Source organism: Cypionkella sp. TWP1-2-1b2 (assembly GCF_049896245.1).
Classification (GTDB): Bacteria; Pseudomonadota; Alphaproteobacteria; order Rhodobacterales; family Rhodobacteraceae; genus Cypionkella.
Genome location: NZ_JAFCTX010000099.1, coordinates 1 through 1,059, shown reverse-complemented (window position 1 = coordinate 1,059; position 1,059 = coordinate 1). Strand labels below are relative to the sequence as shown.

Annotated in this window: 1 protein-coding gene; it reads right to left on the bottom strand. The window is 60.8% G+C overall.

Annotated elements, in window-relative coordinates; genetic code table 11:
- Positions 1 to 967 (bottom strand): IS481 family transposase (locus tag ACP7AP_RS24170; protein ID WP_426038470.1); only part of this gene is annotated, 967 nt, incomplete at its 3' end.
- Between the last annotated feature and the right edge of the window lie 92 nt (positions 968 to 1,059).

The window sequence follows — 1,059 nt, the reverse complement described above, 5'->3', positions numbered from 1 at the left end:
TGTCACATCCCGGAAGGTGATAGGGCTGTTTCGTGAACAACTCCGGCTTAAGTTTGTGCCAGTCCTTCATCGCCTGCAAGGGTGTCTTGCTGCCAAGGGCTGACTGCGGCAGTTGCTGATTGTAGAGCAGAACATAGCGGTGCAGCGTGGTTTCCAGTTCCTCGCCTGATCGGAAATGGTGCGATTGCAGCACCTCCTCGATCCGGCCGTTGAAGCGTTCGACCATGCCGTTGGTCTGGGGGTGTTGCGGTGGGGCCAAGCGGTGTTCGATGCCGAGATCGGCGCAGAGTTGATCGAACTCGTGCTGGCCTGTTGCGGCGCGTTTGCGCAGACCGAACAGACGGTCGGTGAATTCCTTGCCATTATCCGTGAGAATTGTGCGGATGCGCATCGGGCAGGCCCGTTCCAGATCGCGCAGAAATCGGCGGGCATTGGCGGCAGTCTTGGATTTGAAGACCCGGATGAACACCCAGCGGGTCGCGCGGTCGATGGCCACGAACAGGTAGCGGCGCGAGGATTCGTCAGCCATTTGAGGCAAATACTTCACATCGACATGCAGGTAGCCGGGCTCGTAGGCCTTGAACGCCTTGTGTTTAGGTCTGGGGTCTGTCGCCTGCAGGTTACGCAGATTGCCCACCCCATGCCGCCGCAGGCAGCGGTCGAGGCCCGAGCGCGACACATCCGGGTTCAGGAACTCGCGGACCACGGCCAGCAGGTCGTCGATGGACACCAGCAACGTCTTGCGCAGGACAACCGCCACCGCCTCTTGCGGGGACGTCAGTGTCGTTTGAAGCCGGTGCGGCGTGTGGCTGCGGTCATGCACACTGTCGCGATGCTTCCATTTGTAGACGGTCTGCTCGGTCGTCCCGAACCGCTCCGCCAAGGCTGATGCAGGCTCCGTGCTGGCCTGGATCGCCGCCCGCACCTTCGGCGTCGTCGTCGCCTGCTTGTGAAGATGGATCAACATGCCCGAACCCCGCTTCGAATGTCCCTCAGGATCGATCTTGCCATGAAAAACGCAGAGCGCCGAGGGTCTATGTGATCATCCGGGATGGAACA